Genomic DNA, 7,430 nt, shown 5'->3' with positions numbered 1-7,430 from the left:
ACTTTTGAGTCCAAAGCTCCCGTCGGTTCATCAGCTAAAATCAGTTTCGGTTCATTGATTAAGGCTCTAGCACAAGCACAACGCTGTTTTTGTCCGCCAGAAACTTCATAAGGAAATTTCGATAAAATATCACGAATACCCAATTTATCGGCGATAGCATGAACTCTTTTCTCAATATCAGTAGGGTTCTGTTTGTTGATAACCAATGATAAAGAAATGTTTTCTCCAATCGTTAAAGTATCTAAAAGGTTGAAATCTTGAAAAATGAACCCTAAATTTTCACGTCTGAAATCAGCAAAATCTTTATCCTTGATTTTGGTAATATCTTGATTATTGACTGTAATGTGTCCGCTGGTTACAGTATCAATCGTAGAGATACAGTTTAATAGGGTAGTCTTTCCAGAACCACTAGCTCCCATGATTGCGACAAATTCGCCCTTATCTACATACATAGAAATACCGTCTACTGCCTTTGTGATATTTCCAGAGTTACCCCCGTAGTATTTTTTTACTTGCTCTAAATTTAAAATGTGTTCCATTAAAAATCGCTCCTTTCTTCCTGCCACATTTATTTGTTTTGGAATACAATTAAATTATAGCAAGGGCAGTATTCAATTACACTTACAGTTTTGAAAGTAAACAGAGAGTAAAAGAGCCGTGATAATGCAGATCACAATTTTGTGAAGCATTTCCACGACCCTTTTATTATAATTTTGCCTTTGTCTTTTTCGTAATGATATAAATATATTCTTCTGGTGTAGGGCGTTTATTCCCAAAATACTTTTTGAAATTTGCCTGCACCTCTGGGTCGGTGCTATTCATAGCTTCATCAATCGTAGCTTCAATATCCGCCCGAACATCAGCCAATGATACACCGCCAGCTTTTGCACCAGCTTTCAATGCCTTTTTTATATCTCTTTTGTTCAGTCCTATCATATTCATACCTCAATTCTACTTTTTAAAGCTAATAAGTTTTCCATTGTATTTTACAATGATGAATATGATATAAAACACTCCTACAACAATCAAAATAAGACCTATGTAATAGCCTAATTCAGAATGAGAGATTAAATTGATAATCGGCATAACAAGAATACCAATACTAACCAGTAAAGTGCCTATTCCTATTTTTTTTGTAAACACCTTTTTATCTTTAGGGTCAAGTTGTGTATAATGATAACCATGTAATAAAGTAATATTCTCTTTTATACCTATTTGATAAGATGTAAAAAGTAAAAACAATCCTATAACTATTTCAACAATCAATTCCTCTAATTCCATAATCGTTCTCTCCTTTAATCAAAATAAAATAATTCTTCAAATTTTTTATCTAAAGCTATACAAAGCACTAATGCCAATTTTGCTGTTGGATTAAATTGTCCAGTTTCAATAGAACTAACTGTATTCCGAGAAACCCCGACTAGTTCAGCTAATTCTGTTTGTGATAATTTTTTTTCTTTTCGTACAGTTTTTAATCTGTTTCGCAAAATTAAATGTTCGTCCATTCTATAAACCTACCATTAAAAATTTATAAAAGTAATACCCCATAAATAGAAAAAAGAATAAAGCAATAACAAATTTGGATTTATTTTTTGAAATATGTGCTTCATAACCCATAGAGCCAAATGCCACAGACCCAATAATTGTCATTATGTCATAGTAAGGTTCTTTACAAACTGCTTTAATGAAAAGAATTAAAATGCAGATAAATAAAACAAACATTAAGCCAAAAGATTTCCCTTGAAGTTTAATATGTTTTTCGTATTCATCAAGATATAGATTCTCTTTTTTGTTTTGTGATAGTATTTTTTCTTTATCCATTATATAACGCTCCCTTCAAATAATACCAAGTACACTTGTCATTTATATTATAGCATTCGGTCATTACAAGTCAATATTTTTGCACAGTTTTCTTGTCGTTTTGTAAAAGCGTGCAAATCTGATAGGAAATGCACGCTATATCATTTATCCTACAATCTTCCAGTTACTATCCTTATGTAGCACAAGCTCATACTGCGATACCTGCGTCGCTTTTGTCTGATTATCAATGAATTTTACCGCAACCTTGACTTTCACATTGTCGCCGTCCTTTATAAAGATAGGGTTTACCAGTTCAGAATAAAGGTAGTCCCTGCCGATAGGTTCAATCACATTTCCCAATACATAGTAAGCAAGCTCTTTTTCCGTCGCTGTTGGGTACAGCTTAAAGAATGTTTCCAGAAAAGCGGTAGCGTCATTTACCGTATCAGCGTCCACGCTTGCGTCTGCTTCTGGTGTCTTAGGCTCATAGTCTGATTTTTCAACTGCTGGTGCAAGGGTAGGGTTTTGAACGATTACCATATCCCCGTCTGCGTCCACATAGACTTTTACAGTATAGGTTGCTTTCACATTGCTTGTCTGTTCTCCCTCTTTTATCTGCTGATCTACTTCGTAGGTAGCAGAAAAAGTGTCCGCTCCCGATTGCTCGATATGCCATACAATCACATCTGTAACCGTGGAGCTGGTCGGTATATCGGTTCTAATGGTGTCTACATTTAAGTCCTGCAATTCCTTTGTCAGATAACCGCTGATTGCCTGCGTCCTTGCTTCGATAGCTTCTTTGCTGTTATCCCATGTGTAATAGGACTTCGCAAAGTTTTTCACGAAATTTTCTATCCCGTTGGTGTCCTGCAAGCAAAGTTCAATGATTTCTTTTTCATGGGTGGTGTGCTGGTCGATAGCCGTAAAATTCTTATACACCCCAAAGCTCACGCTTGCGACAAGCACCACCCACAACGCAATCACGGTTTTCTTATGTGTGCCTACCTTGACAGTACGCACCTTTTTTTCTTTTGGTTCTTTGATAGTTTCTGTCTGTTTCTTATTCTTCTTAAACATATTTTTCAAGTCCTTTCTATTGTTTTACTCGTCCTGCACCGATTAAGTGCTGTTGCCAGTAACTACTACTTAGGTCTGCATATCCTATCGGGTCGCCTGCGTGGTACATCTGTGTCGGCGAAACAAGAATACCGACGTGTGTTACATACGAACCAGCGTTATAGGTGGAATGGAAAAACACCAAATCGCCTGCTTTTGCCTGCGAGAGTGGCAGATGTTGGGTTGCGTCATACTGTGCTTGTGCTGTTCTCGGTAAGGAGATACCAGCTTTTCCATAGCACCATTGCGTCAATCCCGAACAATCAAAGGAAGTATTCGGGTTACTGCCACCATACACATACTTCCAGCCTTGATATTTCAACGCTTCATTCATTACCTTTTGTGCCAGTTCTCCCGATACCTGCGGAACTGCTAAATACTGATTGACTACTTCCACATAGAACATATTTCCATAGCCATACCGCCAGCCCCCATTCTTAGCAACGGCTATCGGGTTGGTGTAGGTTACTTTCTTTCCACCCGATTTCTCACGGGCGAAGCTCTCTGCAAGATTAAAAGTGTGTTTTTTTCCTTTTCCTGCCACATATCCCACATAGCCACCGCCATAGTTATAAGACTGTATTGCTACATTCAAGTCGTCGATACCTTGATTTTTGCAGGAAGAAAGCAGGGACGCAAAATACTTACACCCCTGCTTGATTGAGCTTTCCGTATCTAAAGAGTTGGGCGGTAAACCCAGACTTTCCGAACTCTGCATAACATCTTCTGCCGTACCGCCACTTTCTACTTGAATGATAGCAAGTAGCACATTGACATACTCGGAGATACCGTTTTCTCTGGCGTACTTTTCCACCATAGGCTGATGTTTCAAGACTTCTGCGGATAAGTTCATACCCGTAATGCCAGAAGAAAAGTTGCTGTTCTCATCGTCGCTGTCCGCACTAATCAGCACCCCAAAGAAAAGCACCAGAGAAAAGAGGATAGGAAACAGACTGCCGATAAGAGCGATATGTTTCAGTTTCATTTTTTCTTCTGTCCTTTCTTCGTTACAAGGTTACGAGTTTTCTCTATGGTCTGTTGGTTCTTCTGGACGGTTTGTGTTTGCTGAACCTTTATCCTGCGGTCTTTGGTGTCATTCTGGTGTGTTTCCTGCGATACCACTTTTTCTACATTCTGCTGTTGTGATAAACTATGTACTGGCTGTGCAGGCTGGGTCGCTTTTCTATCAGAAGCACCAGAAGATAGCGGACGCTCTTTGATAACATTTGTCTTGACTGGCTCACTTGCTTTTGAAGTGGTCGCTGTGGCAGGGCGTTTCACTTCCTGCATTTTTTCCGCACTCGGCTTTGGAATGGTTGAAGCTGTGGCTGGTCGCTCATGGGGACGGGTAGCTCCCGTTGTCGCTGATCCGTCCGTCTTTCGCTGTGCCTGCCTTGCTTCTTGTGCCTTTTGAAGCTCCATACGTTTGTCAGCGATATTCTGTCTATGCTGTTCCTGCTTTTCCAAACGTCCCGTCTGTCTGGACTGCTGTTCCTGCACCATGCCACGCTTAAAGTCGGACACGCTGGACTTTGCCTTTTCCTTTGCGGAATACACCGCATAAGCGGTCTGTGTCGGCATATCCTTGATATTCTCTTTGACAGCATTTGCCTTGTCTTTCACTTTATTTTTCGTATCTAAGACAGCACCCACCTTTGAGCCTGCACGCTGTCCCATACTGGAAGTAGATGTATTGCCCCGACTGTCTTTTGTGGCTGTGTTCCTTGTCGGTTTTCTGTTTGAAATCGTGCTACCTGCCACCGCACCAGCAACACCGCCAGCAGTAACCGCACCAGCAAGCCGTCTTTCCATACGCCTAGCTCTATGTCGCATAAACAGATATGGTCTGCGGAATATCCTGCGTCCCATGTTTTGACTGTCGCCAGCGTTCAAAGAGAACATACTCATTAAATCGCCCAGCTTCATGTAGATACCAGCGAAACATACTATCTGCAAGAACGCCACCATGAAAAACGGATAATCTGTGGAAATGTTATAAAACATACTGGAAATGCTGAACGCCACCGTTACAATGAGCGTTATTCCTGCCCGTGTCATTATGGTATTAAACACCCTTACGATTGCCTGCTTTGCCATGCTTTCATAACTCGGTATCATGGAAAGTAAAAAGCTGATAGGTAAAAACATTGCAAAGATAATAAAAAGTATCTGGCTAAACAACATCATGCCCGTAAGCAAGAATACAAATATTGTTATCCCTAAGTTGAAGAACAGTAGGAAGAACACCATACCTAAACGGTTCACGACCTGCGGTATCGTCAGATTGTTGTTGTCGTTGCCCTCGATTTCTGTTTTCACGACTGCCTCTCTGGTTTTCCCGTCCTCGTCCTCTGGGCTTGCCGATACAAGAGCTTCTACACGGTCTGTCCCGATTTCCTCTGCGTTGCTGTTACCGAATTGAAGCAAGAGCCACGGTTGTTCCACTTGAATAGAAAATAGGCTGTCCCGTATCAAGTCCACGCTGTCCTTGCCCTCGCTGTCAGAGTTGGGGAGCATGATTTTTGTTCCCAAATCAAGTGAAGCGGTACTGATGTCTGATGAAAATTCATTTATCTTTTTGATGTAATCGGGAGCATAGGCAATAAACGAAGCGGACAACACAAATACCACAACAAAGTTGATAACAGCATGAAGTGCTTTGCTGGTTTCCCGTTTGATAAGTCCCGTATATGCAACATAAAGTCCTACCACTAAGATAATGAGAAGCAGAAAACCAACATAGAAGCCAGAACTGGAAAAACCGTTCTGTGTTACACCTGCAAGGGTCTGTATGCTTTTTCCAATACTGTCTGCCATATCGTTGATGAAGTCCAGCTTATAGGCTTCCTGCACCACATACCCTGTGGCATTGCTTAAATAAAGGCTTATCGTCCAGACAAAGTTGGTAATGCAGTAAAGTCCGTACTGCACCGATTTTCCAATTCCGTCCAGCCAGTTCCACGGAAGCCACGACCAGCTATTATCCACATAAAAATCAAGCTGGTAGTTGGAAAGGGGATATTTTGAGTAAAGATTTTCTGCGTTTATGGTATCGTCCACAAGCCCCGTCGCATGAGCCACCGTCCCCAGAAGTGAAAGCAGGATAAGGGAGAGTGCCACCACGAACAGAGCCATTTTGAGAAAGTGGAAAATCTTCTTTTTTGTGAACGCACCTTTTATCCTTTCTTTCATCACTCCACCTCATTTCTCTGCACGGGCGGTCTGGTATCAAAGGCGTGTAGCAGTTCTTCAAAAACTGGGTGTATCTGCACTACACCGACACGCCCGTATAAGTCCTGCAATAAGCATTGTCCGTTCTCCAAATCACGAAGCCGTTTCTGGCTGTTTTCGTCGTCCTTGTCGATACCGAAAAATTCTAAGGTCTGTTTTATCTCGTTGATGTCAGTAGAACGGAAAGCGAACTTCAAGCCGATATTGTTTTTCAGACTTTCCTTTGCCACGTCCCCAGAAGATTGTGTAACGAAATAAACGCCTGCCTGCATAGCTCGCCCAGCACGAACCAGCTTATTTGATAAGGTTTCGCCTTGTGCCACATTTAAGAACGCCCATGCTTCGTCAAGGTCTACAATCTTAAAAATACTTCTGTCCGAATGGATAAAATCAAGGGCAAAGGTACTAATCACAATCAGCATAGACACCGACAATAATTCAATGGTCGTGTATTCCTCAAAAGTGGTATCTTTATCTGGCAACACAAGGTCTGCTACTTGAATGATATTAAGCTGATTATCCAGACTGATAGCATTTTCCACCGTACCGTCTGAAAACAGCAGGTGTGCAAAGTCGTAGTCCGTGAAGCTGTCGATATGGTCTGCGATATTTCTTGATATGGGCGTATCTTCACGGCGTAGCTCGTCTATCACATGGAGCAAGCCCCGACTGTCGCTCTGGGTAACGGAACGAACCGCTTTACGAAGTACGGGGAATTTTTCGCCGTCCCTAGAGGAAATACCCGTAAGAAATGTTAAGATGTCGATTGCCAGACTTTCAGCGTCCTTTACATTCTTCATAATCACAAACGGGTCAAGAAGTCCTGCATTGTCTTTATCGCTGGTTAAGTTTACGATATTGATTTCATGGGCGATTTCTGGGAGCGTTTCTTTCCAGTTGCCACGCTCACTTTTTGGGTCTAAGATAACCGCATGTCCCCCAAAGAGAACCGAATAATACACTAGAAGATTGTTACAGAACGATTTCCCACCGCCAAGCGAACCGACAAAAGCAGAAGCAAGGGCGTTGGTAACTGTTCCTTTTACTCCCTGCGAAGCTAAAGACGGTTGCAGGTACACATTTCTTCCCGTATCAACGGAATAGCCCATATAGATACCCGTAGTTTCCCCTAACTGCTGGGTAGCTCCAAAGCCCAGCCCAGCTAAAAAATCTGATTTTACATACTGCACATAGTCATTGATATATCGCTTGCTGGCAGGAAGAAATTCAGAATGAAGCCCCAGCATATCCCCAGCAGGACGCACCAGCTTTACATTGAGGTC

At 41.6% G+C, this 7,430-nt stretch carries 9 protein-coding genes; all 9 read right to left on the bottom strand.

Features of this window, described 5'->3' with window-relative positions; genetic code table 11:
- A partial coding sequence (locus tag AC075L_RS04305; RefSeq protein ID WP_476387183.1) for an ABC transporter ATP-binding protein occupies positions 1–539 on the bottom strand: 539 nt, incomplete at its 3' end.
- Between the two features lie 166 nt (positions 540–705).
- The gene (locus tag AC075L_RS04300; protein WP_003060191.1) at positions 706–936 is read right to left on the bottom strand and encodes a hypothetical protein; all 231 of its coding nucleotides are present in this window, start codon (positions 934–936) and stop codon (positions 706–708) included.
- A gap of 15 nt (positions 937–951) precedes the next feature.
- Positions 952–1,281, bottom strand: a complete 330-nt coding sequence (locus AC075L_RS04295) for a DUF3784 domain-containing protein (RefSeq protein WP_003061243.1) — start codon at positions 1,279–1,281, stop codon at positions 952–954.
- 14 nt (positions 1,282–1,295) lie between these two features.
- Positions 1,296–1,505 carry a helix-turn-helix transcriptional regulator gene (locus AC075L_RS04290; RefSeq protein WP_007286202.1) on the bottom strand — a complete coding sequence of 70 codons (210 nt, stop codon included), beginning with the start codon at positions 1,503–1,505 and terminating at the stop codon, positions 1,296–1,298.
- Position 1,506: 1 nt separating this feature from the next.
- Positions 1,507–1,821 carry a DUF6442 family protein gene (locus tag AC075L_RS04285; protein WP_003061887.1) on the bottom strand — a complete coding sequence of 105 codons (315 nt, stop codon included), beginning with the start codon at positions 1,819–1,821 and terminating at the stop codon, positions 1,507–1,509.
- 144 nt (positions 1,822–1,965) lie between these two features.
- Positions 1,966–2,877 carry a conjugal transfer protein gene (locus AC075L_RS04280; protein ID WP_003062215.1) on the bottom strand — a complete coding sequence of 304 codons (912 nt, stop codon included), beginning with the start codon at positions 2,875–2,877 and terminating at the stop codon, positions 1,966–1,968.
- Positions 2,878–2,893: 16 nt separating this feature from the next.
- Positions 2,894–3,901: a bifunctional lytic transglycosylase/C40 family peptidase gene (locus tag AC075L_RS04275; RefSeq protein ID WP_476387182.1), complete on the bottom strand. Its 1,008-nt coding sequence runs from the start codon at positions 3,899–3,901 to the stop codon at positions 2,894–2,896.
- Positions 3,898–6,108: a CD3337/EF1877 family mobilome membrane protein gene (locus AC075L_RS04270; RefSeq protein ID WP_476387181.1), complete on the bottom strand. Its 2,211-nt coding sequence runs from the start codon at positions 6,106–6,108 to the stop codon at positions 3,898–3,900. Before AC075L_RS04270 ends, AC075L_RS04275 begins: the two co-directional genes overlap by 4 nt.
- A partial coding sequence (locus AC075L_RS04265; RefSeq protein WP_476387180.1) for an ATP-binding protein occupies positions 6,108–7,430 on the bottom strand: 1,323 nt, incomplete at its 5' end. The genes AC075L_RS04265 and AC075L_RS04270, both read right to left, overlap by 1 nt.

This window comes from Blautia sp. ZXY-1-B12 (assembly GCF_056339915.1).
The sequence above is the reverse complement of the archived record's forward strand: the minus strand, read 5'-3'. Positions and strand labels throughout refer to the sequence as shown.